Raw genomic sequence first — 24,990 nt, 5'->3', positions numbered from 1 at the left:
TACTTTCATGTAGGTGGCCAGACGAGGCGATGCTCGTAGGCATAGGCCGTGGCCGCGGACCGCGACGAGATCCCCAGCTTGAGGAAGATGTTGCTCAGGTGCCGCGCGACCGTCTTCTCGCTGAGGAACAGTTCCGTCGCCACCGCCCGGTTGCTCTTTCCTGCCGCCACGAGGCGGAGCACGCACACTTCACGCGGAGTCAGGGGAGTGCTGACCGTCGGGTCGGGGCGGAACTCCGCCCGCAGTCGCCCGAGGTCCGGGACCGCACCCAGTTGCCGGTAGGTGGCGGACGCGAGGTCGTGCTCCATCTGCGCGGTGTCGTCGTCACCCAGGTCGCGGCACACCAGCGCGACCGACTCCCGGACCCGCGCACACTCGTACGGCGCGCCGATGTCCTGCCAGCGCCGCCACGCGTCGCGCAGAACGGTCAGCGCGTCGCTACCCCGTCCTTCGGCGTGCAGCACCGACCCCGACGCCTGAGCGGACAGAGCACACAGGTAGGGGATCGCGAATCGTGTTGCGATCGAGTCGAGTTCGTCGGCTGCGGTGCGAGCCGCCGGGACGTCGCCGGCGGCGAGCAGGATGTCCACGCAGGCGGGCAGCAGCCGGGCGCGTTCCACCGCGCCGGTGGACTCGTCCACCGCGCAGCGGATCGAGGCGACCGCGCTGCCGACCCGCCCCTGCGCCATCCGCAGCAGCGCGAGTCCGGGCTGCGGCCGCCTGCCCCAGCGGTTCGCCTCCAGAAACAACTTCTCGGCCTGAGCGACCTCGCCGCGCAGGCGGTGGAGGTCGGCCATCACGTAGGCGGCGGACCCGGCCGCGGCATGCGAGGCGAGCCGCTCGTGCGCCCGCCGCGCCGAATCCATCGCCGTGGGCCACTCGCCCTGCAGTTGCAGGATCTCGGCGCGGTGGACGAGGCACTGACCGCGGTAGGGGACGAGGTCGGGTTGCGAAGAGCACCACTCCTCCAGCGCCACAGTCCATTCCCGGGACCGGCGGAGATCGCACATGTTCTGGCACTGCTCGATCACGGCGCAGTACACGATCCCCGCCACCACCGGGGACACCTCGTCGGACGTCACCCCGACCATCGCCTCGTCGAACGCCGACACCGCGTTGGCAACGTCCCCCAGCAGGACGAGCGAATGGCCGGTGCCCAGCACCCCGAGCGTCGTCAGATCCGGGTCGGCGAACCGGGTGCCTGCCTCCGTGATCGCACGGAAGATGTCGTGGGCGGCCTTGCCGTCACCGGCGTCGATCCGTTGCAGTCCCTGCGGCACCAGCAGGTAGCCCCGCTCGGCGCAATCGACGCCCGCGGTGTCCAGCAGTCGCTGGGCCTTGCTCAGCCAGCCGCCACCGCGCGCCTGCTCGCCCCGCATGATCAGGACGAACGAGAGCCAGAACGCGCACCGCGCGGAGCGCACCGGCCGACCCGCGCGGGCCCACTCGTGCACCGCCCGTTCCCACCATTCGGTGCTGGCGTCGTCGTCACCGAGAAGGTAGGCGGCGGTGGCGACCAGTTCGAGGTCATCACCGGACAGCGGGTCCTGCCGGTCGGCGCCCGACAGTCGGGCGTAGGTGTCGCGCCAGTCTCGTCGTTCGAAGGCCGCACGGCCCGTCCGGAGTTCCGACGCCGCGTCGGACATCACTGTCTCCTGCCGAAGATCTGCGCGCTGACCTGCTCGGATTTCAGACTACCGCCGCACCGGGCCCGCCGGGAACGTCGAATATTCCCTGCAACCTGTCGGTGCCTCGAGTCACACTGGTTCCACACGCCAACGGATGGGAACTTCTGATGGTCGATGCGATAACGGCAGAGGGTCTGGTCAAGAAGTACGGCAAGGTCACGGCACTGGACGGGGTCGACCTCGCGGTCCCGTCGGGAACGGTGATGGCGCTGCTCGGCCCGAACGGCGCCGGCAAGACGACGGCAGTGCGGGTCTTCACCACCCTTCTCGTCCCGGATGCCGGCCGGGCGGAGGTGGCCGGTCTCGACGTCGTCCACGACGCGCGGGTGCTCCGATCCCGGATCGGGGCGTCGGGTCAGTACGCCGCCGTCGACGAGTACCTCACCGGGTTCGAGAACCTCGAGATGGTCGGGCGGCTCTACCACCTCGGGGGCAAACGCAGTAAGGCGCGCGCCCGCGAACTGCTCGAACAGTTCGACCTGGTCGAGGCAGGAGATCGCCCCGTCAAGGGCTACTCGGGTGGCATGCGTCGTCGGCTCGACCTCGCGGGAGCGCTCGTCGCCGAGCCGGAAGTGTTGTTCCTGGACGAACCGACCACCGGGCTCGACCCCCGCGCCCGGCTGGCGCTGTGGGACGTCATCGACAATCTGGTAGCCAGGGGCACCACGCTTCTCCTGACCACCCAGTACATGGAAGAAGCCGAGCGCCTCGCCGACCAGATCGCCGTCATCGACCACGGTTCGGTCATCGCCCGCGGAACCGCCGACGAATTGAAGGACCGCGTGGGCGGTGAGCGCATCGAGTTGAGCGTCCGGGAGGGCATCGAACTCTCCGTCGTGCGCGACGAACTGGCCCCGCTCGCCGCCGGGGACATCCTGGTGGAGGAGAACGTCCGCCGGGTCACGGTGCCGGTGACCGGCGGTGCGGACGCCCTCGTCGAGGCGCTGGGCCGACTCTCCAATCGAGGAGTGAAGGTATTCGACGTCGGTCTGCGCAGACCGACCCTGGACGACGTCTTCCTCACCCTGACCGGACACGAAGCCGAAGAGGAGCACGTCTCATGAGCGCCCCACAGACCGCGTCCGTGCACACCGCGCTCGCGGACGGGCTCACGATCGCCAAGCGCAACATGATCAAGATCAAGCGCGTCCCCGACCTCATCGTGTTCACCACGTTGTCGCCGATCATGTTCGTGCTGCTGTTCGCGTACGTGTTCGGTAGTGCCATTCAGGTTCCCGGGATGTCCTACCGGGAGTTCCTGATCGCCGGGATCTTCACACAAACAGTCATCTTCGGGGCCACGTGGACGGGTCTCGGGATGGTCGAGGATCTGCAGAAGGGGATCATCGACCGGTTCCGGTCGCTGCCGATGGCCCCGTCCGCCGTCCTCCTCGGCCGCACCTCCACCGACGTCCTGATCAACATCGTCAGCCTCATCGTGATGTCACTGACGGGTCTGATCATCGGGTGGCGCATCCACTCGAGTCTCGGCGAAGCGCTGCTCGGCTACCTGCTCCTGCTGTTGTTCGCCTACGCGCTGTCGTGGGTGATGGCGGTGGTCGGCCTGTGGATCCGGACACCGGAGGTGTTCAACAACGCCAGCTTCATCGTCATCTTTCCGCTCTCGTTCATCGCGAACACGTTCGTCGAGACCACCAACCTGCCCGGTCCGCTGAAGGTGATCGCGGAATGGAATCCGGTGTCCGCGGTGACGCAGGCCGTGCGGGAACTGTTCGGAAACACCAACCCGGACATGACCGTTCCCGACGCGTGGCCGTTGCAGCACCCGATCATCGCCTCACTGGCATGGTCGGCGGTGCTGCTGGTGATCTTCGTGCCGTTCGCGATCCGGCGCTACAAGAAGGCCGTCAGCCGCTGAGGGCGACGGTCACCGCCCCGCGGCAGGGATCACCCCCAACTGCTGGAGCATGGCGAGGACGTCCTTGTCCGACCACTTCTCCGCAATCCGCCCGTTTTCGATGCGGTGGATGACGGTGGCGGTCATTTCCATGCGGTTCCCCGTCGCGGGAATTCCGGGCAGATCACCCGTCTGCGTTCCGGCGCACAGCAGCCGGGTGACGACCTTGTCGCCCTCGGCCACCTGATCCTCGATCAGGTGCGTCCCCGGTGTGGCCTCCCAGAACAACCGGAACACCTGTTTCAGTCCCTCGCGCCCCGGTGCTTCGAGGCCGGGAAACGGCGGCGGTGAATGGTCGAGGTAATTCTCGTCGACGAGTTCGTCCAGTGCGTCGATGTTGCCTGCGTCGATCTCGGTGTAGAAACGCCGGATCAATTCCTTGTTCGTTTCCAGTGACATGACTCCATTGTCTGCCGATCACGTCGCGGCGTATACCCACCTCCGCCGGGCCAACGGGACGCTCGTTGCGTCAGATCGAACGAGCGTCCCGTTCGTCCAGAGGGCTAGGGGAGTTCGCGCGGTGAATCGACGTCGCGTCCCGACCCCAGGTCGGAGCAGTCGACCGTCTCGGCGCCGTGTGCCCCGAGGTACGTGCGTGCACCGGAGTCGCCGGTGAGGCTGCGCCGCAACGGGAGCCAGTGGTCCCGGCCGATCAGCACGGGGTGGCCCGGACGGCCGGCGTAGTGAGCCTGACGCAGCGACGCTCGGGCGTCGCCGGGCGGCACCGACGCCACCCGCCGGATTGCGTCGGCGCCGAGGTCAGGGAGGTCGACGAGGGTGATGACGACGGCATCGACGTCGTCGAACGTTGCCGCGACCTCCAGCCCCCGGCGCAGGGAGGCGGACAGCCCCGACTGCCAGTCCTCCGCGATCCCGACGGTGACGGGGACACCGCCCGGCAGTAGGTCCTCGGCCTCCTCGGCGCGGGCACCGAGCACCACGACGGTGGGCTCACATCCCGCCTCCGACAGCACTCGCACTCCGCGCGCGAGCCACGGTTCTCCGTCCGCGCCGACGACGAGTGCCTTGGGTATGCCCATCCGCGAACCGGCCCCGGCGGCGAGCAGCACGCCCCCGATCGTCATCGTGGTCTCACCGGTCCGCGCTGCATGGGTTCAACATACTTTTCCTCGGCGAAGTTCGCGTCGACGCGCTGGTAGAGGTAGTCCTCGGCGGTGATGCCGGGGTACTTGCCCGCCGGCCCGGCGATGACGACGTCGCGGTCGATCCATGCTTCGCTCCCACGTCGCGACGTGCACCGTAGACTGGCCGGTGGCCTCGACACGCCAACAGTCGGAACGGACGGACACATGGTGGATCCGAACAGAGTCGGCGAACCTTCCCGGCAGGAGTTCGCGCAGCAGTGGGGCGGCTCCGGCAGCGTCGTCGACCTCGACGGTCCCGTCCACTGGGTCGAATACGGTGCCGGCACCGGATCTCCTCCCGTGGTGATGGTTCACGGACTCGGCGGCTCGCATCTCAACTGGGTCCGGATCGCACCGGTCCTTGCGGAGCGCACCCGGGTGCTGACCGTGGATCTCCCCGGCTTCGGGCTCAGTCCGTCCGGGCGCCGCCGGACGGGGGTGGGCGCCAATGCGAAGGTGCTGCATCGCTTCCTCCGTGACGTCGTCGGCGGTCCCGTGATCCTGATGGGCAACTCGATGGGCGGCATGATCTCGCTGTTCGAGACGGCGGCGCACCCCGAGATGGTCTCGGCGCTGGTTCTCGTCGATCCCGCACTGCCTGTCGCGCAACGGATCCCGGACCCGCGGATCGCCGCGCAGTTCGCGATGTACTTCACGCCGTTCGTGGGGGAGCGGTTCCTGCAGTACTCGAGCAGGAAGTTGACGGACCGGCAGTTGGTCCAGCGGATGATCGACCTGTGCTTCGCCGAGCCGAGCCGGGCATCGGAAGATTCCCTCGACGCCGCAGCGGCTCTCGCGGGATACCGGCGCGGGCTGCCGTCCGAGGATGCGGCGTTCCTTCAGGCCAGCCGGTCCCTCATGCGGGTCCTGGCTCGCCCGCGCCGATACCTCGACACCATGCGGTCGATCGCACAACCCGTTCTCCTGCTCCACGGCGACCGCGACCGACTGGTCCCGGTCGCGGCGGCCCGCAAGGTGGCAACGGCAAACCCGCGGTGGGACAGCGTGATTCTCGGCAACGTGGGGCACACCCCGCAGCTCGAGGTTCCCGACACGATGCTCGACCACGTGCTCACGTGGGTGGACCGGCACGGACTGATCGACGCCTAGGTTTCGGCCGATCCGCGGGACCCGGCGATCGACTGTGCGAGCGCGCGGAACAGGTGGGTGAGTTCGGGTCTCGTCGCCGTTCCGCTCCGGACGACCCCGCACACCGGGATGCGCAGTCGGTCGTGCGCCTCGCGCAGAAAGCTCAGCCCGCGGCGGGGAGTCGCATCGGCGGTGTCCGCGTACAGCACCGTCCACGACCGCGGCGTCGTCAGTACGTCGAGGGTCGCGGTGTGGTCGCTGGGGATCGACGGTCCGAGCATGACCCGCTGCCCGACCTGCCGGAACGCGTCCTCGACCACGGTGTGGATCAGGATCTGACTGCTGCGTGGCGGTAGCAGCAGGGGGTACGGTGCCAGTTCGCTCAGGTCGACGGTCGAGACCCCCGCCAGTGGGTGCTTGCTCGACGTCACGATCACCAGGTCCTCGAGGCCGAATTCCACCGTTTCGAGCCCGGGCCGGTCGACGCCGCCGCGGATGAGCGCGAGATCGGCGTCCCCCGACGCGACGGCGGTCATCCGGTCGGTGAAGTCCTTGATGACGAATTCGATGTCGAGCTGTGGGAAGTCTTCGCGGACAGCCGATATCGCCTCGAGGCTCTGTGTCGCGAAGCTCATGCTCGCGCTGATGCGGAGCCGGTTGCGGGGATCGAGTCCCACCGACAGCGCGCGGGCCTCGAGGCCCATCATCTCGGCCGCGATGGGCATCAGCCGTTCGCCTGCCGCGGTCAGCCGCGTGGCGCGCGTCGACCGCTCCAGGAGGGTGGTGCCCAACTCGTGTTCGAGCTTCGCGATCTGGTGGCTGATCGCGGACTGGGAGATGAAGCAGCGTTGCGCCGCGCGCGAGAAACTGCCCTCCTCGCCGACCGCGAGGAAGTAGCGAAGCTGTCGGAACTCCATGACCTGAGGTTACGTCCTTCCGTGAAGACTTATGAGCAATCGAGATAACACAATTTCGATTTCCCCAGCTTACTGGCGATTAACAATGGTCGATCCCTAATGTGGAGCTCATACGCGGCGCTAAGTAGACGCCAGAAGCAGTAGGAGGTTTTCGGTGGATCGCACACAGGTCGTCATCGTGGGATCGGGATTCGGCGCCCTCGCGGCGGCGAAGAAGCTCGGCAAGGCAGGCACGCCGTTCGTGCTGATTTCCGAGACCACCGAGCATTTGTTCCAGCCCCTTCTGTACCAGGTCGCCACCGGTGTCATCTCGCCCGGCGAGATCGCCCCGTCCATCCGCGCGATCCTCGCGAAGTACCCCAGCGGTGACGTCCGGCTCGGCCGCGTCGTCGACGTCGACCCGGACAAGAAGCAGGTCGTCTACGAGGCCGGCGGGGTGAGCCACACGATCGGTTACGACAGCCTGATCGCCGCGACCGGCGCCCGGCAGGCCTACTTCGGCCACGACGAGTTCGCCGAGGTCACGTACGCGCTCAAGACCGTCGCCGACGCCGACCGGCTGCGCAGGCAGATCGTCCGCTGCTTCGAGGAGGCGCACACTACCTCGGACCCGGAGCGTCGCCGCGACCTGCTGCACTTCATCGTGATCGGTGCCGGTCCGACCGGTGTCGAACTGGCAGGTCAGATCAAGGAATTGGCGGGCCGCTACTTCGAGAAGTCGCTCCGCGACATCACGTCGGAAGACGTCACCGTCACCCTCGTCGAGGGTGCGGGGGAGACGCTGCCCGTGTTCGGCGGCAAGCTCAGCAAGTACACCCAGGATTCGCTCGAACGGGCCGGAGTCGAGGTGGTGCTGGGCACGATGGTGACCGACATCGACGAACGCGGCGCCACCCTGTCGTCGCCGAGCACCGGCTTCGAGAAGCGCCTCACGGCGGACACCATCATCTGGTCGGCAGGCATCCAGGCCAACGACTTCGCAGCGGTGCTCGCGGACCGGACCGGCTGCGAGACCGGCCGCGGCGGCCGTCTGCTGGTCGACGAGGACCTCACGGTGGGTCGCTTCGACGACATCTACGCGATCGGCGACATGGCGTCGCTGAACAATCTGCCCGCGCAGTCGCCGTTCGCGATGCAGGGTGGACGGCACGTCGCGGCCATCATCACCGGGAAACGCGCCCTCGGAACGCCGTTCACGTACCGCGACAAGGGCAGCATGGCGATCATCAACCGGTTCCGTGCGATCACCCGCGTCGGCAAGATCGAGCTGACCGGTGTGCTCGCCTGGTTCCTGTGGCTCGCCGTGCACCTCGTCTACCTGGTCGGATTCCGCAACCGGTACGTCGCGGTGATGTCGTGGTGCGGTTCGTTCCTCGGACACCGCCGCCCGCACTTCCACTACGCCCAGGAAATCGAACCCGCCGAGCTGACCGAGCAGCGAGAGGGCGCCGCAGCCTAACCTGGGTCCATGACCGTCACCAGCGCTGGAGTACTCCTGTATCGCACCGACGATGCGGGGGTGCTCCAGTTGTGGATCGTGCACATGGGCGGCCCGTTCTGGGCGCGTAAGGACGAGGCCGCCTGGTCGATCCCCAAGGGTGAGTACGTCGAGGGCGAGGATCCCTACAAGGCCGCGCTGCGTGAGTTCGAGGAAGAGATCGGCGCGCCGCCGCCGGCCGTCGAGTACGAGCTGCTCGGCGAATTCCGGCAGCCCTCACGCAAGCTGATCACCGTCTACGCGGCCGAGGTGAGCGAGGACGTCACGTTCGTGAAGAGCAACACGTTCGAACTGGAGTGGCCGCCGCGGTCGGGGAAGCGTCAACAGTTCCCCGAGGTCGACGACGCCCGCTGGTTCCCGGCGAGCGTCGCCGAGACGAAGCTGGTCAAGGGGCAGCGTCCGCTAGTAAGAGCGCTGCGCGAGCACCTCGCCCCGTGAGTACTTATTAACCGCGGGACGTTAGTAAGTACTCACGGGCGCGGGAGCGCACGCCAGACGGCGGCGGGGGTCATCGGGATCCGCCGAAGCCGGGCGCCGGTGGCGTCCGCGATCGCGTTGGCCAGGGCGGGGGCGACCGGGTTGTACGGGGACTCGCTCATCGACTTGGCGCCCTGCGGGCCCAGTTCGTCGTAGGTGTCCGCGAAGTAGACCTCGGTGTCCGGCACGTCCACGAGCTGCGGAAGGTGATAATTCCGGAGCTGCGGGTTGAGCACGGTCCCGGCGCCGTCGAGCAGGATCTCCTCGTACAGTGCGCTGCCGATCGCCTGCGCGACACCGCCCTCGACCTGCCCGCGGCACTGCTGCGGGTTGAGGACCGTGCCGGCATCCGCCGCCTGGATGGACTGCAGGATCCGGACCTCCCCGGTGACGGTGTCGACCGCCACCCGGAACGCGTGCACGTTGAACACCACCGAGCGGGGGGTACCGTCGTGCCTGCCCTCGGCGCGGATCGGTCCCTCGGGCACCAGCTTGTCGAGTTCGACGACCCGCCCGGCGACCTCGACCGCGTCGGGTGTCAGCGCGCAGTCGGCGTCCTCGGCGGCACCCGCCACGCGGCGAGCGACCTCGAACAGCTGCTCCCGCAACCGGGTTCCCGCAAGATGCACCGCCTTACCGGCGACCACCGTGCCCGCCGAACCGAACGCGCCGGTGTCGTGCCCGGCGACGTCGGTGTCGGATTGCAGCACGGTGATCCGGTCGGCGGTGGTGCCCAACGCGGACGCGGCGAGCTGGGCGTGGACGGTGGTGGTGCCGTTGCCGAACTCCGCGGTGCCCACCCGCAGTTCGTACCGGCCGCCCTCGACGAGGGTGCAGGACACGTCCGCGAAGTGCCCCCGCGGCGGAATGGTCGCGATCATCGACGCCGCCATGCCCTCACCGACCCGCCACTGCGGGCCGTCCGGCGGGGGCACGTCGTTGCCGCGGCGCAGTGCGGCCTCCGCCAGGTCGAGGCATTGGTCGAGTCCGTAACTGCCGTACGTGAGGTCGCCGCGCTCCACCTCGGCATCGACGAAGTCGTCACCCGGGACGACCACGTTGCGGCGGCGCAGTTCGAACGGATCGACGCCCAGCTGCGTCGCCAGCTGATCGAGCGCGGATTCCACCGCGAAGATGACCTGGCCCAGACCGTAGCCGCGGAACGCCCCGGACGGCAGGTTGTTGGTGTAGACGGCCTGGGCGTCCACCCGCTTGTTCGGCGATCGATACAGCGCAACGGATTCGCTGCAGCCGTGGAACATCACGCCCACCGAATGATTGCCGTACGCACCGGCGTCCGAGAGCACGTCGACGGCGAGCGCCGTCAGCTTTCCGTCGCCGTCGGCCCCGACCTTCACCGAGACGCGCATGGGATGCCGGCACGGGGCGATCGTGAACTGGTCGGAGCGGGTGAACTCGTACTGCACCGGTCTGCCGGTGCGCAGAACGGCGAGGGCGACGAGATCCTCGACCAGCATTTCCTGTTTGGCGCCGAAGCCGCCCCCGATGCGGGCGGTGAACACCCGGACCTGTGAGCGGTCGAGCGAGAACAGGTGGGCGAGTTCGTCGCGGACGAGGAAGGGCACCTGGGTGCTGCTGCGGAGGGTGAGCCGCCCGTCGGAGTCGAGCCAGCCGATGGCCGAGTGGGTTTCGAGATGCGCGTGCTGCACGCGTTGCGTCTGCCACGTGCCCTCCACCACGGCGCCCGTGTCCCGCGCCGCCGCGAGCCCGGCGGCGAGGTCGCCGACTTCGCCGTGGACCTCGGCCACCAGGTTCCGGGCCGGGTCCGCGATCCGGGAATCGGCGCCCTTGTCGCCGTGCAGCACGGGGGCGCCGGGGCGGCGTGCCAGGTCGGGATCGAAGACGGGTTCCAATACTTCGTACTGCACGTCGATCAGTTCCACTGCGCGCCGGGCGATGTCGACGGAGTCGGCGACGACGGCCGCGACCCGTTGCCCCCGGAACCGGAGGATCGTGTCGAACACGTAGGTGTCGTCGGGGTCGTCGGTGCGGAACTCGTGGCGGGCCGTGGAGAAGGCGACGTCGGGACTGTCGCGGTGGGTGAGCACCGCGTGGACGCCGGGCAGCCTCTCCGCGGCGGACGTGTCGAGTCGGGTGATGCGGGCGTGCGCATGCGGGCTGCCGAGGATCTGGATGTGCGTCAGGCCCTCGACGGCCAGGTCCAGTGTGAAGGGCTCGGCGCCGCACACCACCCGGGCGGCGGCGGGCGCGGGAATGGAGCGGCCGAACGACTCACCGGCACTGTCCGATTCGGTGGTGCACACACCGCCGACGGCGTCGCGAATGGCGCGATAGCCGGTGCAGCGGCACAGATTCCCCTTCAGTGAGCGCGGCAGGTCGGCGCGTTGGCCGGAGTCGAGCGCGGACGCGGTCACCACCATCCCGGGGGTGCAGAACCCGCACTGGAAGCCGGCCGCGTCGACGAACTGCTGCTGCACGGGGTGGAGTCGATCGGGACTGCCGAGACCGGCCGCGGTGGTCACCTCGCGGTTCTCGGCGCGGTGCGCCGGCACCACACACGAGTGCACCGGGGCGCCGTCGAGCAGTACGGAACAGGCGCCGCAATCGCCGGCGTCGCAGCCTTTCTTGACCGCGAACCGCTGCTGCTCCCGCAGGAAGGTGCGCAGGCACTGACCAGGCCGTGGGTCTGCATCCACCGACTGTCCGTCGACCGTCAACTTCATTCCAGCTCCCTCCTGATCTCCTCGGCGAGTACGCCCGTGACGTGCCGACGCCAGTCCGCGGCGCCGTGCGCGTCGGTCAGGTAGTCGTCGGGGGAGATCCGTTCCGACAGAGACTCGCTCAACACGTCGGGGCCGGGAACGGCGGGGAAGCGGAGGACGAACGGGCGGAAGGTCGACGCGGTGACGGTCAGCGCGAAACCGTCCTTGTCGACCCGTCCGGCCAGCAGGGCGCCGGACCGTCCGAGCGGCGAGTACGCGATCTTGCGCAGCGACGTGCGGCCCCGCAACGCGGTGGCGGGGAGGTGGATGCTGCGGATCAGGTCACCGGCTCCGAGCACCGTGTGACCGGCATCGGTGACGAACCGGTCGACCGGAACCCGGCGTTCACCCCCGTCGGCGGTCCAGATCAGGAGTTCGGCGTCGAGGGCGCAACACAGGGTGATCATCGCCCCGGCCGGGAGCGCCAGCGCCAGGTTGCCGCCGACGGTCGCGGTGTGCCAGATCTTCCACGACGCGACCAGGGACTCGGCGCACGGCCGGAACAGGCTCGCCGCCGTCCACTCCGCGGGAAGCGGTGCGTTGCAGAGGTTCTCGATGGTGCACGTCGCGGCGAGCTCGAGTCCGTCGTCGTGGACGGTGATCGCAGGCCAGTCGAGGGTGATCAGGTCCACCAGCCGGGTGACCGTCGGCTGCGGTTCCGAATACAGCCAGGTGCCGCCCGCCAGGAATGCCGTTCCGGGTTCCGGGGCGGGTAGGTCGTCACGGCTGCGCGGGGCCGAGAGTTCCGTCACGAACGACAGATCCATCGACTCACCCCGCCTTACGCACCAGGGCCCGGTGGGCCTGCTCGACCTCCGCGGCGACGTTCTCCTCGTTCACGGTGATCACTCTCCCACGCTCGACGACGGCTCGCCCGTTCACCAGAAGCAACTCCAGCGGCGGTGTGACTCCGAGTACGAGCGCCGCCACCGGATCGGTGATGCCGGAATGTGCGAGGGTGTCGACCCGCCACAATGCGAGGTCGGCCAGTTTGCCGGGCTCGAGAGTGCCGAGTTCGTCCTCCCTGCCGAGTACCCGGGCCCCGCCGCGCGTGGCGAGTTCGAGGGCGGTGCGCACCGTCATCTCGCCCGGGCCGCCGCGGGCCCGCGCGAACAGCACGGCGTGCCGGGCCTCCTCGAGCATGTTGCACGCCTCGTTGCTGGCGGCGCCGTCGACGCCGAGCCCCAGAGGAACCCCCGCCGCGTGGAGGTCCTTGGCGCGGGCGATCCCGGCGCCGAGGCGGGCATTGGACGTGGGGCAGTGGGCTGCCCCGGTTCCGGTGGCGGCCATCGCGGCGATCGCGACGTCGTCCAGGTGGACGGCATGCGCGTACCAGACGTCGGGGCCCACCCAGCCGAGTTGCTCCATGTACTGCACCGGGGTGCAGCCGAACCGCTCGTGGCAGAAGTCCTGCTCGTCAAGGGTTTCCGCGAGATGGGTATGCAGCCGCACGCCTGCCGAACGGGCGAGGGTCGCGGCCTCGGTCAGGAGGTCGGCGGTGACGGAGAACGGCGAGCAGGGGGCCACCGCGATTCTCAGCATCGAGTCGGGAGCCGGGTCGTGCCAGCGGTCGATGACGTCCTGGGTGCCCTTCAGGACGTCCTCGAGACGCTCCACCACCGAATCCGGTGGCAGTCCGCCCTGGCTGTGGCCGAGGTCCATCGACCCTCGGCTGGGGTGGAAGCGGAGCCCGACGATCTGCGCGGCCTCGATCTCGGCGCCGAACACGTCGCCGCCGTCGCGCGGCACGACGTAGTGGTGGTCCGTCGTGGTCGTGCAGCCGTGCTTCGCCAGCCACGCGAGACCGCCGGTGGCCGCGGTCCGGACGGCGTCGGCGTCGATGCCCGCCCAGACCGGGTAGAGGGTGGTCAGCCAGCCGAACAGGGTGTCGTCGGCGGCGAGCCCCCGGCTGATCCACTGGTACAGGTGATGGTGCGTGTTCACCAGCCCGGGGGTGAGCAGACAACCTCGTCCGTCGACCACCCGCGCGCCCTCGATCACCGGCGCGGGCCCGGCACCGACGTCGACGATGCGGTTGCCCCGCACGACGACGTAACCGTCCGGATACTCGGTGCCCGCCGCGTCGACAGTGGCGACGTACGCGCCGGAGACGACGACGGTGCCCGAGCCGGCATTCATCAGCTGAGCCAGCCCGCGTACGCCGACCATGCGGGCCCGGCGTCCGGGGCGTCGGACCGCTGCACCGTCGCCTGGATCAGGCCGTAGGGGCGGTCGGCGGCGTGGAAGACCTCGTTGTCGTTCTCCACGCCGAAGCGGGCGAGGTCGTGGGCGAAGTGATGCTTGTTGGGCGCGGACAGGCGCACTTCCGCGAGCACGGGGTAGCGCTCGAGGATCGCCTTGCCGATCTCGTACAGCGTCTGCTGGAGGGCGAGCGAGTGGACGGTCGCGAACGTCGCGACGATCTGCTCCTTGATGCCGGCGTAGACACCGTTCCAGTCCATGTCGGTGGTGACGAACCGCCATTGCACGACAAGCGAAGTCGCCATCACCCGATCGTGGGTCTCCTCGAGGATCGTGTACTCGTCCTTCAGGAATCCGAAGAACTCGCTGCCCGTGGACTTGAGGATCACCAGATCCTTCAGCCCGCCGACCACCCACGTGCCGTCGGCGTCGACGGTGATCGCCGCGGTGCGCACCTCTTCACCCTTGCGCACCCAGGTGTGGTCGTGCTCCGCTCCGTCGACCACCGCGCGCTGCCAGGCGTATTCCTCGATCTCGATGCGGGCGCCCTCGACCGGGGCCACGTCGTCCACGAAGTGCCGTGCCAGCGTCAGCCCGTACTCCTCGATGGAGTCGAGTCCCTTCTCCTTCGCGTAGGAGTACGCCGTCTGCTTCTGGGTGTCGGTGGGCAGCACCGAACTCTGGTCGCCGGCGAGATGCGCCGCCGAGAAGTCGCCTCGTAGGCAGGTCGACACGCTCACGTCCCGGATCTCGTGCCGGGGGGTGTCGCGGTAGATCCGCACGATGCGGATCTCGGCTTTGCCGTACTGGTGGTCGCCCAGGACGATAGCGCCGGTGAGGTCGGTCATTCTTCAGCTCCCGCGGTAGGTGGAATAGGCGAAGGGGGACAACAGCAACGGGACGTGGTAACCGCGCTGAAGGTCGTCGAGGACGAACGAGACGCACACCTCCGGGTAGAACGTCTCCTGGCCGCGGGCGGCGAAGTACTCGCCGGTCTCGAAGACCAGCGAATAGGTGGCCGCGATCAGACCCTCGGGCGCGATCTCGGCGATCCGGCCGTCCGCATCGGTCGACGCGCTCGCGATGACGTCGCGTTCAGGTGACAGCAGGTGAACGAACATCCCGGCCGCGGGTGTGCCGTCGGTGGCGTCGAGCACGTGGGTGCTGAGGATCTTGGACATCAGGGTGCCGTGTCTCCGATCTCGCCGAGAAGGCGTTCGAGGCGTATCCGGTTGATGGCGGCCAGCTCGGTCCGCAGGATCTTGCGCTCCGTCGCGCTGTCGTTGCCGAGGCGGTCGCGCAGCACGTCCAGTAGTTCCTGCGCCGACCGGCCGGACGCGCATACCAGGTAGACGTGCCCGAACTTCTGCTCGTACTCCCCGTTACCGGCCCGCAGGCGCGCGCGGACGTCGTCGTCGGCGGACGCGACCGCCGACTGTTCGCGAGCAGACGACGGGTTGTCGGCCCGGTCCCCGATCCTCGGGTGGCCGGCCAGAGCAGCGTCGATCTCGGACTCCGTCAGGTCGCCGAGAACGTTGTCGGCGGCGGTGTACAGCGAGTCGGCGGACGGGAACGGGCGGCCGGCGGCCATCCGCTGCGCCCACACCGTCGACGAGCAGCACTGCACGAGCAGATCGACGGCCCGCGCGTCGCTCAGTGCGTTGAACGCGATCAGGCCGGGCGGTTCGGTCATGAGGGCTCCTCGCTCGTGCGCCTTTTCGGTACCTCTGGCTACCACTATGGCGCACCGGTGGCGGTCAATTCGGCGATAAGCCCCGCTTCGTCGACCCTGGTGCTGTGTCCGTCCCGGATCAGCACTTCGCCGTCGACCAGCACGGTGTCGACGATCTGCCGGCTCCCGGTGGTCAACAGCGTCGCGCCCGGGTCGCGGACCGGCAGGCAACCGAAGTCGCGCTCGAAGCGGATCAGGGTCAGGTCGGCCGCGCCGCCGACGGCCACACCGTTCGGGCGGGACGCGAAACCGAGATTCCCGTTCGCGCCGTTCGTCGCGAGGTCCATCATGGCGTCGAATCCGAACAGGTCGGCCGTCTTGCGATGCGCCCGCTGCACGTAGGCGCCCATGCGCAGCGTTTCGAGCATGTCCTGGGTGTCGTTGCTGGCGGCGCCGTCGACGCCGAGCCCGACCGCGATCCCCGCCGCGAGCATCTCCGGGACGGGGGCGAGACCGCTTCCGAGTCGCATGTTGCTCATCGGGTTGTACGAGACGGCCACACCGCGGCGGGCCAACACCTCGCGCCCGTGGGCATCGAGTTCGCAGCAGTGCACGGCGAGCAATCGGTCCCACAGGAACCCGTTCGTGTCGAGATAGTCGACCGCGCCTGCGCCGGCATGCTCACGGCACATCACGTCGTCGGTGGGCGTCTCCAGCAGGTGGATCGACACCGTCATATCGCGTTCGCCGGCGAATTGCCGCACCGCTGCCATCCCCTCCGGGGTCAGCGATCGGGGATTCGGGACGGCCAGACCGACCGCGACGCGTGTGCCGTCGGCCTGCTTGACCAGCTGGTCGGTGTGCTCGAGCACCCCGGCCAGCGGCTGCAGCAGGCGCGGGTCGACGCCCCACTTGCGCGTTACGTCCGCCCGGTCCGCGACTCCGCGACCGAGGAGCGCCCGCACCCCGGTGTCCTCCAGGGCGCGCAGCACCGCGTCGTGCACGTCCGCAGACGGATGTGGCCACATGTGCTCGACCAGCGCCGTGGTGCCGCTGCGCAGGGCGTCGAGGCTCGCGGCGACCGCGGCCAGATACGCCCGCTCGGGGGTGATGATCGCGGATTCCTCACCGACGGTCAGTAGCCAGCTGAGCAGCGGCTGCCCCTCGCCGATGCCGCGCATCAACGACTGCTGCAGGTGGGTGTGGGTGTTGACGAATCCGGGGATCAGGTATGCCCCCGCACCGTCGACCGCTGTGGCCCCCGGCGGTGCCGGAGCGGTCGGGCGGATCTCGGTGATCAGACCGTCGGCGATCAGGACGTCGCGGTGCGGCAGCCAGCTGCCGTTCGAGTAGACGGTGACATCGGAAATCAGATCGGCATGCATCCGCATCCTCCATGGGTTCTCGGGAGTGCGGCTGGTTCGCGCCCGTGGGACACGGGTTCGCCCGTTGCTCGTTTCAGCCATGGGCAACGTGCTCTGAAATGTAGGAGGCTCGTGTTTCCATCAGATTTCCTGTGCGGAAATAGTTCTCGGACCGACCGAGGCGCAGAAGTCGACGAGCGCCGTGACCAGGGCCGCGCGCGCCGACAGCTGCGGGGCGTGATCGCTGTCCAGCGTCACCACCCGCGCGCCCGGCACCCGGGCCTGCATTGCACGCTGCGTCACGAGCGGCACCGAACGGTCGAGCGTCGCCTCCACGTACAGGCGGGGGACGGAGCCGAACCGCTCCGGCGTCCACGTCGGGGCCATGAGACGTGCAGTCTCGAGTTGCGGCAGCAGCTTTCGCGCGGCAGCGATCGCATCACCGGCCGACGACTCGTGAAAGAAGACGGCGGCCGCCGCTTCCGACGGCACGACCGTTCCGGACCCGTCGGGGGTGGACTCCAGCCAGGCCGAGATCCCGACCGGTTCCGGTAGGACCAGGTCTCCGCAGACGTCGCCGAAAGTGCTTTCCGAGGGCAGCATCATTCCGGCGACGTACGCCACACCCGAGATCCGGTGCGGAAGGCGCTCGGCCACCTGGGTGGCCACGATGCCGCCTCCGGAGTGGCCGACCACGAACACGGGCCCGTCCAGCGAATCGATATGTGCCACCGCCACATCCGTGACGTCGTCCAGATCGGTTCGCGCGCCGTCCGGCCAGCTCCCCACGCCGGGAAGATCGAGCGGGTGCGGCTCGTACCCGCTGTTGCGCAACGGCTCCAGAAGTGTGTCCCACACCCAGCTGCCCGCCCACGCGCCGTGAATCAATACGACGTGCCCACGGGTCACCGGGCGGCCGCCCGGTCCGCGGCGGCGAGAACCCGCTCGGCCTCCCGCCCCGCGGCGGTGTTCTTCTTGCCGTGACGCGAACCCGCCAGTTTCGCCTTGATGTGCTCACGGACCGTCACCGGCGCGTACCCGTCGTCGGAGTTCTCGCACAGTCCCGGCAGGGTCGCGATCACCGCGTCGACGTTGCCGTCGTGGAAGAACGCCGCCGATCGGCGGCGCTTGATCGTTCCGTCGACGACGGGCGGAGTAACCCGGTGCAGCGTCGACATCCACCGGTCGTTCGTGAGCCGGGCGGTGAGGTCGCCGAGGTTGACGAGCAGTGCGCCCTCCGCGGGACTCACATCGTGCCAGCGCTCGTCGCGCCCGAGCACCTGCAGGCCGGCCACCCGGTCGGCCCACAGCACCGTGACCAGTCCGAAGTCGGTGTGCTCACCCATGCCGGTCAGCTCGCCGTCCAGGGTGACACTGCCTTCCGGCAGCGCGTAGTTGTTCATGCGGAGGACGTCGATGGAATGGTCGGTCAGGGCGGTGAAGAAACCCGGATCGAGCCCGAGGGCGTCGGCGAAGATCCGCGTCAGGGTGCGGGCGACGCGTTCGCCGTGCGCGTAGTAGGCCTGCACGGAGTCGGTGAAGGAGGGCACCTCGGGCCACACGTTCAGTCCGTAGTCGGCCTCGGACAGGTCCAGGTCCGGGAACGACCGGGCCTCCGTTCCGACGTTGTAGGCCTCGAAGAAGTCGTTCATCCGGGTGGCCGATTCGACGCCCAGACTCAGGCTGAGCGACTCGCTCTTCGGCGGACTGTACCCGCGGTTGGCGCCCTCCACGCGATACGTCTTCTTCGTCTCCAGGGGCAGCGCGAAGAAGTCGTCGACGGCGCCGGCGAGTCCCTCGATCACCGGTTCGGGGATGCCGTGACCGAGGATCTGGATGAATCCGACGGTGGCGCAGGCGGAGTCGATCTCGCGCGCCACCCGGTCGCGTTCCGAGTCGGACCCACCGGTCACGTAGGGGGAGATGTCGATGACGGGGACGTCGAACGGCTCAGGCACGGGCGGCAACATGCGGCTCCTCGGAGGTCGGGGGAACGGGATCGGCCGCAATGACGGGTGCGGAGGCGGCGCGCGCGGTGGCGCCGATCCGGGTGTGGTTGAACAGCAGGTTCAGGGAGAACGCGGAGATGGCGGCGAGTGTGATGCCGCTGCCGAGCAGGATCTGGGCGGATGAGTTGAAGTGCTCGAACATGCCCTCGGCGAACTCGGGGAGCAGGCCGATGCCCACCGACACCGCGACGATGGTGGTGTTGATCCGGTCGCTGAGATCCACCTTGCGGAGCGTGTTCATCCCCACCACGGCGACCGTCGAGAACAGGATGATGCCGACACCGCCGACGACCGGCGCGGGCAGGGCCGCGACGACGGTGCCCATCTTCGGGATCAGTCCGAGGACGATCAGGATGGCACCGCTGGTGGCCGTCACGTACCGGCTGTGGACGCGGGTGGTGGCGACGGCTCCGACGTTCTGCGTGAAGATCGTGTCGACGAACGCGTTGAAGATGCCGCCGAGTACGCCGGACAGCGCATCGCCGACGAGGCCGCGGGCCACGTCGCCCTTGGTGAGCGGCTTTCCGGTGATCTCGCCGAGGGCCAGCATGCTCGCCGTCGACTCCGCGAACACCACGGCCATCACGATGCTCATCGCCACTACCGCCGTGATCGGAAACTCCGGTGCCCCGAAGTGGAACGGGGCGGTGATGCCGAACCAGGGGCTGCCGGAGACGCCGCCCAAGTCGATCAGGCCCATTGGAATTGCGACGAGCGTGCCGATCACGAGGGCGAGGAGCACGCCGAGTTGGGTCCAGATCCCGCGGCCGAGGCAGAGGAAGGCGATCGCGACGAGCACGACGACACCGGCGAGCATGATGTTGCCGGGATCCGCGAAAGTGTCTGCCGTCGGATCGTTTCCGACGATCAGGCCGGCGGCGACGCCGATCAGGGAGATGCCGACGACGGTCAGGACGACACCGGTGACCAGCGGTGGGAAGAACCGGATCAGCCGCGCGAAGGGTACGGCGAGGGCGAGTCCGACGAGGCCGCCTGCGAGCATCGAGCCGTACACCGCCTGCAGTCCGTATTCCTCGGCGATGAGGATCATCGGAGTCAGCCCGGCGAACGTGGCGCCGCAGACGATCGGCAGCCGTGCGCCCGCCAGCTTCCCCACTCCGAGGCTCTGGATGATCGTGATGATGCCGGCGATCAGAAGGTCGGCGCTGATCAACAACGCGACGGTGGACTTGTCGAGTCCTACTGCGGCACCGAAGACCAGCGGAACGGTGATGCAGCCGGTGTACATGATGAGCACGTGCTGCAGACCGAAGGCCGCCTGCCGCACCAAGGGCAGGCGCTGGTCGACTGCGTGGAAGGACATGGGTCGATCTCCGTCCGAGTGAAGGGAGCGTTCGAGTTCACGTTCTATTGAGCACGCCAATCTTTACTAAGCAGGGTCAATTTCGTTTCGTCCGTGTTATCAGTCGCGGATTCCGCGAAACACGGTGCTAGCGTTCGCCTCATGGACGAGGATCAACACCTACTGGCCGTCGCCATCGGCACCGCGATCAGATCGGCCCGGCGAGACGCGGGACTGACCCTGCGCGACGTGGCGGCCAAAACGGGACTGTCGCAGCCGTTCCTGAGTCAGGCCGAGAACGGCCACTCGGTGCCGAGCGTCATGAATCTGCACCGGGTGGCCCAGGTACTGGGAACCACGGCACACGCCCTGCTCGAACAGGGCGCGCGGACGCCGACCAGCCTCGTGCGCAGCCGCGAGGGCAGACGCTTCGCGCTGTCGGACGGCGCCGTGCTCCGCTTTTGCTCCACGGGTGTGCGCGCGATGGAACCGAACGAGGTAACGGCGCAACCGGGTTCGCAGGCCGGCGAACACACCGAACACGCCGGCGAGGAGTTCATCTACGTCATCGACGGCAGCGTGCGCGTGGAAGTGGGCGTCGAGGAGAGTTACGTGCTCGACAAGGGAGACACTCTGTACTACCCGGCCACCGTGCCGCACCGGTGGTTCAACGACGCCGCGGAACCGGCACGGTTCCTCATCACGAGCACCCCGCCGTCCTTCTGACCGTCAGCGGCCGAAACCCTCGAGCAGTCCGGTGTACTTCTTGGGCAGGGGAGCCGCGAACTCTCCGCCCGCGCCGGTTCGCAATCCGAGCGTCACAAGGGACTGCACCATGAGGGTGGCCGCCGCCACGCCGTCGACGACCGGCACCCCGAGTTCCGCCGAGATGACGGCGCACAGGTCCGCCATGCCCGCGCACCCCAGCACGATCGCGTCCGAACCGTCCCCGTCGAGGGCGACGCGGCAGGCCTCGGTGATCACCTTCACCGCATCCGGATCGCGGTCGAGGTCGAGGACGGCGATCTCGCACGCGTGCACACCGAGGCAGAAGCGTTGCATCCCATACCGTTCGGCCAGTTCCCAGGCCCGGCCCCGGGTTCGTCCCAGCGTCGTGACGACGCTGAACCCGCGGCCGAGGAAACTCGCGGCGTGCATGGCCGCCTCGGCGATCCCGAGGACGGGCCCGGAGGCCAGCTCACGGGCGGCGTCGAGGCCGGGGTCGCCGAAGCAGGCGATCACGTACCCGTCCACCCCGGCCGCCTCACCACGTGCGATCTCCTCGAGAAGCCCGGGGACGCTGAGTGCTTCGTCGTAATGACTCTCGATCGACGCCGGACCCATCTGCGGGCTCACCGCCTCGACGAGCGTCCCCGGCCCCGCGACGGAGCGCGCGCAGTCGCCGATCTTGTCGGTCATCGACTGGGTGGTGTTGGGATTGATGATCTTGATGTGCACGTTCGTCGACCTACGCTTCGATCGGGGCCGTGCGATTCGCACGACGGGCGCCGGTGGACAACCCGAGGTAGCAGACGAATCCGACACCCATGCCGAGGAACCACGAGTACTGGGCCGCACCCGCCATGCCCCAGACGTCGAGTCCGAACGGCTGGGCCTTGAGGATCACGGGAATCATCGCGACCAGGGCTCCGACGACGGTGGAGATGATCGCAGCGGGGTTGTAACCCTTCTTGTACCAGTATGTTCCGCTCTCGGACATGGTGAACATGTCGTCCAGGATCACTCGCTGCCTGCGCACCAAGTAGTAGTCCGCGATGAGGATTCCGAACAGCGGTCCGATGAACGCCCCCAGCGTCTCGAGCGTGTAGTGGATCACCTCGGGATTGTTGTACAGGTTCCACGGTGTGATCAGGACGGATCCGACGGCGGCGATCATTCCGCCCGTACGCCAGCTGATGCGCTGCGGGCTGACGTGTGAGAAGTCGAAGGCCGGGGAGACGAAGTTGGCGACGATGTTGATACCGATGGTGGCGACGATGAAGGTGAGGAGGCCGAGGACGACGGCGAACAGGTTGTCCATCTGCGCGACCGTCTCGACGGGATCGGTGATCAGGCGGCCGTACACGGGCAGGGTCGCGGAGGCGGTGACGACGGTGAGGATCGAGAAGAACAGGAAATTCACCGGGAGGCCGAGGAAGTTACCGCGCTTGACCGCGCCGAACGTCTTGCCGTATCGGGAGAAGTCGCCGAAGTTGAGCATGGGACCCGAGAAGTACGACACGACAAGGGCGATCGCGCCCAGCACCACGGGCACAGCCGACCAGCCGGTGTAGTTGACCTCGCCGAGGTTCAGGCTGATGTTCGACCAACCGGCCTCGCTGATCAGGTAGATCGCGAGCATCAGCATCACCACGTAGACCGCGGGACCGCAGAAGTCGATGAACTTGCGGATGCTCTCCATGCCGCGCCAGAAGACCAGCGCCTGCAGCACCCACATCGTCATGAACCCGGCCCAGCCGAGCGCCGACAGTCCGAGGAATCCGTGCTCGTGCACGTCCGCCCAGGGCGCCAGACCCGGCCAGATCTTCAGGCCGAGGATCACGAACGCATGCGACGCCAGGTACGTCTGGATTCCGTACCAGGCCACCGCGATGAGACCGCGGATGATGGCCGGCACGTTGGCACCCAGAACGCCGAAAGCGCTGCGACACATGACCGGGTAGGGGACGCCGGTGACCTGGCTGGGTTTGGCCACCAGGTTCGCGAACACGTTGACGATCGCGATGCCGACCACCAGGGCGACGAGGACCTGCCAGCTGGTCAGCCCGAGCGCGAACAGGCTGCCCGCGGTGACGTAGCCGCCGACGCTGTGCACGTCGGACATCCAGAACGCGAAGATGTTGTACGACGACCACGACTGTGTCTTCAACGGCGCGAGATCGTCGTTGGTGAGTCTCGGGTGATAGCCGGGCTTGATCAGCCCGGCGCCGGCCAGGTGTGCACCGGGGACGGTTTCCCCCTCGTTGGAAGGCGCTGTCTGAGTCATCGTTTTGCTCCCTGGTGCAGTACGGACACGACTGCGTCGACGTAAGGGTGCCTCGGTGAAAAGCACACCACCGAAGTGCTGGGAGCAAAAGTAGTTTTCGGATATTTCCTGCCTGTGACGGCGAAGATATATTCTCGCCGGCGCCGGTGCGAGCTGAGAATATATCTTGCCGGACGGCTTACCCGGGCGTGTCCCGGAAGATTCCGGTGTCGGTGGGGAGGGCGGCGATCACCGTGTCGAGTTGTTCGTTGTGCCGGTCGGTGGCCGCCTTCAACGCCGCGGCGTCGCGGGCGAGGAACGCCGCGAGCATGTCCCGGTGCCCGAGATGGAGTTGCAGCCGCGCCGGGGTCCCCACCTGCGACATCGGCTGCACCGGCTCGGTGATGTTCCACGCCGACTCGAACATGTGCAGCAGTCGCTGCATCCGGCAGGGCGACGCCAGGGCCAGGTGGAAGTTGCGGCTCTCCCGGTGGTACGCGGTCAGGTCGTCCTCGAGAACCGAGCGGTCGAGTGCCGCGTACGCCTGCCTGGCCCGGGCGTCGTCGGCCTCGTCGGCGAGGGTGATCGCCACGGAGTGCGCCGCCGACTCGAGGACGCCCCGCACCAGGTAGAGCTCCTCGAGTTCGTCGACGGTCAGCCGGGCGACCGTGTACCCGGCGTTGGCCCGGTGGTCGACGAGCCCCTCGCCGATCAGCGTCTTCAGCGACTCCCGGATCGGGATACGGCTGACGCCGAAGTGCTCGGCCACCTCGTCCACCGGGATCGGGGTGCCGGGCGGGGCGCCGCCGCTGAGGATCACCCGGCGCAACTCCTCCAGGATCACGGTCTGAGAGCTGCCGGGATCGCGGTTGGCCAGGTTCGTGACCAGCATCGACGGTCGTCGCTGGGGCATCGGACCGTCCTCAGGCGGGGTGTACGGCGCGCCAGTGGCGGGCGATCTCGATGCGCCGGGCGACCCACACGTCGTCGTGGGACTGCACGTGATCGAGGAAACGCTCCAGCGCCGCGGTGCGGGCGGGCCTGCCGACGATGCGGCAGTGCAGACCCACGGACAGCATCTTCGGCGCCCCGGCCGTTCCCTCCGCGTACAGGACGTCGAAGGCGTCCCGCAGGTGCGCGAAGAACTGCTCGCCGCTCGGGAAACCGCCGGGCGACGCGAACCGCATGTCGTTGGTGTCGAGGGTGTACGGCACCACCAGGTGGTCGACGAGGCCCTTCCCGGGGGCATCGACCTTCACCCAGTACGGGAGGTCGTCGGCGTAAGAATCGGAGTCGTACTCGAAGCCGCCGTGCTCGACGACCAGCTGCCGGGTGAGCGGGGAGTCGCGGCCGGTGTACCAGCCCAGCGGTGCCTCGCCGGTGAGGTCGCGCAGGATCTCCACGGCCTCGGCCAGGTCCTTGCGCTCGGCGTCCTCGTCGGAGAGTTGGTACGACTTCCACCACAGACCGTGGCAGGCGATCTCGTGTCCGAGTTCGCGAAAGGCACTGACGGCCTCGGGGTTCCGCTGCATCGCCTTCGCCACCGCGAAGATCGTGAGTGGAAGCCCTCGTCGCTCGAACGCCCGGAGCACGCGCCACAGTCCGGCGCGGGACCCGTATTCGTAGATCGATTCCATGCTCATGTGCCGGTTCGGGAACGGCTGGGCCCCGACCATCTCGGACAGGAACGTCTCCGACGCCTCGTCGCCGTGGAGCACGTTGTTCTCGGCGCCCTCCTCGTAGTTGAGGACGAACTGGACGGCGATCTTCGCGCCGCCCGGCCACTGCGGATCGGGCGGGTGCTGCCCGTATCCGACCAGGTCGCGTGGGTAGCTGGAGTCGAAACCGTGGGTCATGATGCCAAGCCTGCCCGACCGGCCTCGGTCAGGGAACCCCACAGGCGTAACCGCGCCGTGCCGCCGTCCCGTTCGCGGACGCTCGCCTCGCCCGGGGGCGGACTGTGGAACCTGGGCGCGGT

General features: G+C 68.3%; 25 protein-coding genes. 6 read left to right on the top strand and 19 right to left on the bottom strand.

Features of this window, described 5'->3' with window-relative positions; genetic code table 11:
• Nucleotides 1–5 precede the first annotated feature (5 nt).
• Entirely contained in the window at nucleotides 6–1,646 is a 1,641-nt protein-coding gene (locus ACNJ7E_RS04120; protein WP_418339202.1) for a helix-turn-helix transcriptional regulator, read from the bottom strand.
• A 149-nt stretch (nucleotides 1,647–1,795) separates the two neighbouring features.
• On the opposite strand from ACNJ7E_RS04120, the gene ACNJ7E_RS04115 reads away from it, so the two are divergent.
• Together ACNJ7E_RS04115 and ACNJ7E_RS04110 are read left to right on the top strand one after the other, a co-directional pair.
• On the top strand, nucleotides 1,796–2,752 hold the full coding sequence (locus tag ACNJ7E_RS04115) for a daunorubicin resistance protein DrrA family ABC transporter ATP-binding protein (RefSeq protein WP_025431767.1): 957 nt from the start codon (nucleotides 1,796–1,798) through the stop codon (nucleotides 2,750–2,752).
• The gene (locus tag ACNJ7E_RS04110; RefSeq protein ID WP_105420896.1) at nucleotides 2,749–3,567 is read left to right on the top strand and encodes an ABC transporter permease; all 819 of its coding nucleotides are present in this window, start codon (nucleotides 2,749–2,751) and stop codon (nucleotides 3,565–3,567) included. The genes ACNJ7E_RS04115 and ACNJ7E_RS04110 overlap by 4 nt, the downstream gene beginning before the upstream one ends.
• A 9-nt stretch (nucleotides 3,568–3,576) precedes the next feature.
• On the opposite strand, the gene ACNJ7E_RS04105 is transcribed toward ACNJ7E_RS04110, so the two are convergent.
• The 3 genes from ACNJ7E_RS04105 to ACNJ7E_RS04095 all read right to left on the bottom strand — a co-directional run bounded on the left by ACNJ7E_RS04105 (nucleotide 3,577) and on the right by ACNJ7E_RS04095 (nucleotide 4,891).
• Nucleotides 3,577–4,005: an ester cyclase gene (locus tag ACNJ7E_RS04105; protein ID WP_280779060.1), complete on the bottom strand. Its 429-nt coding sequence runs from the start codon at nucleotides 4,003–4,005 to the stop codon at nucleotides 3,577–3,579.
• Between the two features lie 104 nt (nucleotides 4,006–4,109).
• On the bottom strand, nucleotides 4,110–4,691 hold the full coding sequence (locus ACNJ7E_RS04100; protein WP_418339201.1) for a nucleotidyltransferase family protein: 582 nt from the start codon (nucleotides 4,689–4,691) through the stop codon (nucleotides 4,110–4,112).
• Nucleotides 4,688–4,891: a 1-aminocyclopropane-1-carboxylate oxidase gene (locus ACNJ7E_RS04095; protein ID WP_418339200.1), complete on the bottom strand. Its 204-nt coding sequence runs from the start codon at nucleotides 4,889–4,891 to the stop codon at nucleotides 4,688–4,690. The genes ACNJ7E_RS04100 and ACNJ7E_RS04095 overlap by 4 nt, the downstream gene beginning before the upstream one ends.
• 25 nt (nucleotides 4,892–4,916) lie before the next feature.
• Here ACNJ7E_RS04095 and ACNJ7E_RS04090 point away from each other — a divergent pair, with 25 nt between their 5' ends.
• A complete protein-coding gene (locus ACNJ7E_RS04090; protein WP_418339199.1) occupies nucleotides 4,917–5,861 on the top strand; it encodes an alpha/beta fold hydrolase in 945 nt (314 codons plus the stop codon).
• Here ACNJ7E_RS04090 and ACNJ7E_RS04085 read toward each other — a convergent pair.
• Nucleotides 5,858–6,757: a LysR family transcriptional regulator gene (locus ACNJ7E_RS04085; RefSeq protein WP_009477562.1), complete on the bottom strand. Its 900-nt coding sequence runs from the start codon at nucleotides 6,755–6,757 to the stop codon at nucleotides 5,858–5,860. The two genes, ACNJ7E_RS04090 and ACNJ7E_RS04085, sit on opposite strands and share 4 nt — an antisense overlap.
• A gap of 154 nt (nucleotides 6,758–6,911) precedes the next feature.
• On the opposite strand from ACNJ7E_RS04085, the gene ACNJ7E_RS04080 reads away from it, so the two are divergent.
• Both ACNJ7E_RS04080 and ACNJ7E_RS04075 read left to right on the top strand, forming a co-directional pair.
• Nucleotides 6,912–8,216 (top strand): NAD(P)/FAD-dependent oxidoreductase, encoded by a 1,305-nt coding sequence (locus tag ACNJ7E_RS04080; RefSeq protein WP_418339198.1) that lies wholly within the window; start codon nucleotides 6,912–6,914, stop codon nucleotides 8,214–8,216.
• 9 nt (nucleotides 8,217–8,225) lie between these two features.
• Nucleotides 8,226–8,693, top strand: a complete 468-nt coding sequence (locus tag ACNJ7E_RS04075; RefSeq protein ID WP_280779054.1) for an NUDIX hydrolase — start codon at nucleotides 8,226–8,228, stop codon at nucleotides 8,691–8,693.
• A 32-nt stretch (nucleotides 8,694–8,725) separates the two neighbouring features.
• On the opposite strand, the gene ACNJ7E_RS04070 is transcribed toward ACNJ7E_RS04075, so the two are convergent.
• The 10 genes from ACNJ7E_RS04070 to ACNJ7E_RS04025 form a co-directional block, all read right to left on the bottom strand.
• Nucleotides 8,726–11,437, bottom strand: a complete 2,712-nt coding sequence (locus ACNJ7E_RS04070; protein ID WP_418339197.1) for a molybdopterin-dependent oxidoreductase — start codon at nucleotides 11,435–11,437, stop codon at nucleotides 8,726–8,728.
• Nucleotides 11,434–12,243, bottom strand: a complete 810-nt coding sequence (locus ACNJ7E_RS04065; protein ID WP_418339196.1) for an FAD binding domain-containing protein — start codon at nucleotides 12,241–12,243, stop codon at nucleotides 11,434–11,436. The genes ACNJ7E_RS04070 and ACNJ7E_RS04065 overlap by 4 nt, the downstream gene beginning before the upstream one ends.
• A 4-nt stretch (nucleotides 12,244–12,247) precedes the next feature.
• Entirely contained in the window at nucleotides 12,248–13,615 is a 1,368-nt protein-coding gene (locus ACNJ7E_RS04060) for an 8-oxoguanine deaminase (RefSeq protein WP_418339220.1), read from the bottom strand.
• Entirely contained in the window at nucleotides 13,615–14,526 is a 912-nt protein-coding gene (pucL, locus tag ACNJ7E_RS04055) for a factor-independent urate hydroxylase (protein WP_418339195.1), read from the bottom strand. Before pucL ends, ACNJ7E_RS04060 begins: the two co-directional genes overlap by 1 nt.
• A 3-nt stretch (nucleotides 14,527–14,529) precedes the next feature.
• Nucleotides 14,530–14,859, bottom strand: a complete 330-nt coding sequence (uraH, locus tag ACNJ7E_RS04050) for a hydroxyisourate hydrolase (RefSeq protein ID WP_418339194.1) — start codon at nucleotides 14,857–14,859, stop codon at nucleotides 14,530–14,532.
• Complete coding sequence (gene uraD / locus ACNJ7E_RS04045) at nucleotides 14,859–15,371, bottom strand: 2-oxo-4-hydroxy-4-carboxy-5-ureidoimidazoline decarboxylase (RefSeq protein WP_418339193.1); 513 nt, start codon at nucleotides 15,369–15,371, stop codon at nucleotides 14,859–14,861. Before uraD ends, uraH begins: the two co-directional genes overlap by 1 nt.
• 44 nt (nucleotides 15,372–15,415) lie before the next feature.
• Entirely contained in the window at nucleotides 15,416–16,735 is a 1,320-nt protein-coding gene (locus ACNJ7E_RS04040) for an amidohydrolase family protein (protein ID WP_418339192.1), read from the bottom strand.
• A gap of 120 nt (nucleotides 16,736–16,855) precedes the next feature.
• On the bottom strand, nucleotides 16,856–17,623 hold the full coding sequence (locus ACNJ7E_RS04035; RefSeq protein ID WP_418339191.1) for an alpha/beta fold hydrolase: 768 nt from the start codon (nucleotides 17,621–17,623) through the stop codon (nucleotides 16,856–16,858).
• Nucleotides 17,620–18,684 (bottom strand): isopenicillin N synthase family dioxygenase, encoded by a 1,065-nt coding sequence (locus ACNJ7E_RS04030; protein WP_418339190.1) that lies wholly within the window; start codon nucleotides 18,682–18,684, stop codon nucleotides 17,620–17,622. The genes ACNJ7E_RS04035 and ACNJ7E_RS04030 overlap by 4 nt, the downstream gene beginning before the upstream one ends.
• On the bottom strand, nucleotides 18,665–20,047 hold the full coding sequence (locus ACNJ7E_RS04025; RefSeq protein ID WP_418339189.1) for a uracil-xanthine permease family protein: 1,383 nt from the start codon (nucleotides 20,045–20,047) through the stop codon (nucleotides 18,665–18,667). Before ACNJ7E_RS04025 ends, ACNJ7E_RS04030 begins: the two co-directional genes overlap by 20 nt.
• A 141-nt stretch (nucleotides 20,048–20,188) precedes the next feature.
• On the opposite strand from ACNJ7E_RS04025, the gene ACNJ7E_RS04020 reads away from it, so the two are divergent.
• The gene (locus tag ACNJ7E_RS04020) at nucleotides 20,189–20,752 is read left to right on the top strand and encodes a helix-turn-helix domain-containing protein (protein ID WP_280779044.1); all 564 of its coding nucleotides are present in this window, start codon (nucleotides 20,189–20,191) and stop codon (nucleotides 20,750–20,752) included.
• Nucleotides 20,753–20,755: 3 nt separating this feature from the next.
• On the opposite strand, the gene ACNJ7E_RS04015 is transcribed toward ACNJ7E_RS04020, so the two are convergent.
• From ACNJ7E_RS04015 to puuE, 4 genes are all read right to left on the bottom strand, one after another.
• A complete protein-coding gene (locus ACNJ7E_RS04015) occupies nucleotides 20,756–21,484 on the bottom strand; it encodes an aspartate/glutamate racemase family protein (RefSeq protein WP_280779043.1) in 729 nt (242 codons plus the stop codon).
• A gap of 10 nt (nucleotides 21,485–21,494) precedes the next feature.
• Nucleotides 21,495–23,033, bottom strand: coding sequence for an NCS1 family nucleobase:cation symporter-1 (locus tag ACNJ7E_RS04010; RefSeq protein WP_280779042.1), 1,539 nt, complete (start codon nucleotides 23,031–23,033; stop codon nucleotides 21,495–21,497).
• A gap of 178 nt (nucleotides 23,034–23,211) precedes the next feature.
• On the bottom strand, nucleotides 23,212–23,925 hold the full coding sequence (locus ACNJ7E_RS04005; RefSeq protein WP_418339188.1) for a GntR family transcriptional regulator: 714 nt from the start codon (nucleotides 23,923–23,925) through the stop codon (nucleotides 23,212–23,214).
• A gap of 10 nt (nucleotides 23,926–23,935) precedes the next feature.
• Complete coding sequence (puuE, locus tag ACNJ7E_RS04000) at nucleotides 23,936–24,868, bottom strand: allantoinase PuuE (protein ID WP_105420936.1); 933 nt, start codon at nucleotides 24,866–24,868, stop codon at nucleotides 23,936–23,938.
• Between the last annotated feature and the right edge of the window lie 122 nt (nucleotides 24,869–24,990).

Origin of the sequence: Rhodococcus mengyinensis, from assembly GCF_048381435.1 — a bacterium.
Lineage (GTDB): Bacteria > Actinomycetota > Actinomycetes > Mycobacteriales > Mycobacteriaceae > Rhodococcus_F > Rhodococcus_F opacus_D.
This window is presented reverse-complemented; position numbering and strand designations above follow the sequence as displayed.

Bases quoted from the DNA above. Each gene is read 5' to 3' on its own strand.
- ACNJ7E_RS04085 (WP_009477562.1), bottom strand. From the start codon at position 6,757: ATGGAGTTCCGACAGCTTCGCTACTTCCTCGCGGTCGGCGAGGAGGGC.
- ACNJ7E_RS04025 (WP_418339189.1), bottom strand. From the start codon at position 20,047: ATGTCCTTCCACGCAGTCGACCAGCGCCTGCCCTTGGTGCGGCAGGCG.
- uraD (WP_418339193.1), bottom strand. From the start codon at position 15,371: ATGACCGAACCGCCCGGCCTGATCGCGTTCAACGCACTGAGCGACGCG.
- ACNJ7E_RS04075 (WP_280779054.1), top strand. From the start codon at position 8,226: ATGACCGTCACCAGCGCTGGAGTACTCCTGTATCGCACCGACGATGCG.
- ACNJ7E_RS04040 (WP_418339192.1), bottom strand. From the start codon at position 16,735: ATGCATGCCGATCTGATTTCCGATGTCACCGTCTACTCGAACGGCAGC.
- ACNJ7E_RS04060 (WP_418339220.1), bottom strand. From the start codon at position 13,615: ATGAATGCCGGCTCGGGCACCGTCGTCGTCTCCGGCGCGTACGTCGCC.
- ACNJ7E_RS04030 (WP_418339190.1), bottom strand. From the start codon at position 18,684: ATGTTGCCGCCCGTGCCTGAGCCGTTCGACGTCCCCGTCATCGACATC.
- pucL (WP_418339195.1), bottom strand. From the start codon at position 14,526: ATGACCGACCTCACCGGCGCTATCGTCCTGGGCGACCACCAGTACGGC.
- puuE (WP_105420936.1), bottom strand. From the start codon at position 24,868: ATGACCCACGGTTTCGACTCCAGCTACCCACGCGACCTGGTCGGATAC.
- ACNJ7E_RS04065 (WP_418339196.1), bottom strand. From the start codon at position 12,243: ATGGATCTGTCGTTCGTGACGGAACTCTCGGCCCCGCGCAGCCGTGAC.
- ACNJ7E_RS04005 (WP_418339188.1), bottom strand. From the start codon at position 23,925: ATGCCCCAGCGACGACCGTCGATGCTGGTCACGAACCTGGCCAACCGC.
- ACNJ7E_RS04120 (WP_418339202.1), bottom strand. From the start codon at position 1,646: ATGTCCGACGCGGCGTCGGAACTCCGGACGGGCCGTGCGGCCTTCGAA.
- ACNJ7E_RS04010 (WP_280779042.1), bottom strand. From the start codon at position 23,033: ATGACTCAGACAGCGCCTTCCAACGAGGGGGAAACCGTCCCCGGTGCA.
- ACNJ7E_RS04020 (WP_280779044.1), top strand. From the start codon at position 20,189: ATGGACGAGGATCAACACCTACTGGCCGTCGCCATCGGCACCGCGATC.
- ACNJ7E_RS04110 (WP_105420896.1), top strand. From the start codon at position 2,749: ATGAGCGCCCCACAGACCGCGTCCGTGCACACCGCGCTCGCGGACGGG.
- ACNJ7E_RS04090 (WP_418339199.1), top strand. From the start codon at position 4,917: ATGGTGGATCCGAACAGAGTCGGCGAACCTTCCCGGCAGGAGTTCGCG.
- ACNJ7E_RS04115 (WP_025431767.1), top strand. From the start codon at position 1,796: ATGGTCGATGCGATAACGGCAGAGGGTCTGGTCAAGAAGTACGGCAAG.
- uraH (WP_418339194.1), bottom strand. From the start codon at position 14,859: ATGTCCAAGATCCTCAGCACCCACGTGCTCGACGCCACCGACGGCACA.
- ACNJ7E_RS04100 (WP_418339201.1), bottom strand. From the start codon at position 4,691: ATGACGATCGGGGGCGTGCTGCTCGCCGCCGGGGCCGGTTCGCGGATG.
- ACNJ7E_RS04105 (WP_280779060.1), bottom strand. From the start codon at position 4,005: ATGTCACTGGAAACGAACAAGGAATTGATCCGGCGTTTCTACACCGAG.
- ACNJ7E_RS04070 (WP_418339197.1), bottom strand. From the start codon at position 11,437: ATGAAGTTGACGGTCGACGGACAGTCGGTGGATGCAGACCCACGGCCT.